Here is a 292-nt window from a genome sequence, read left to right on the forward strand (position 1 = left end):
GGTCCAGTCTATCTTTCTATCACATACCCAAATTTTTAAAGAACGATTCTGAAAAAGATCAGAAATCAGCATTCAACCATCAGTCGATGGAATGCTCATTTCTAAGCTTTGACAACGATGGAGCACCAAAGGTGGTGGAGCCAAGCGGGATCGAACCGCTGACCTCCTGCGTGCAAGGCAGGCGCTCTCCCAGCTGAGCTATGGCCCCATAATTGGTGGGTCTGGGCAGATTCGAACTGCCGACCTCACCCTTATCAGGGGTGCGCTCTAACCAACTGAGCTACAGACCCAA

2 tRNA genes are annotated in these 292 nt (G+C 50.3%); both read right to left on the reverse strand.

The annotated features are described in order from the left end of the window. Nucleotides 1-132 precede the first annotated feature (132 nt). Nucleotides 133-208: transfer RNA gene (locus tag IFT76_RS20700), tRNA-Ala, on the reverse strand. 5 nt (nt 209-213) lie between these two features. Further along, nucleotides 214-290, reverse strand: a tRNA-Ile gene (locus tag IFT76_RS20705). Nucleotides 291-292: the final 2 nt, after the last annotated feature.

Source organism: Pseudomonas sp. CFBP 13727 (genome assembly GCF_014841915.1).
Classification (GTDB): Bacteria; Pseudomonadota; Gammaproteobacteria; order Pseudomonadales; family Pseudomonadaceae; genus Aquipseudomonas; species Aquipseudomonas baltica.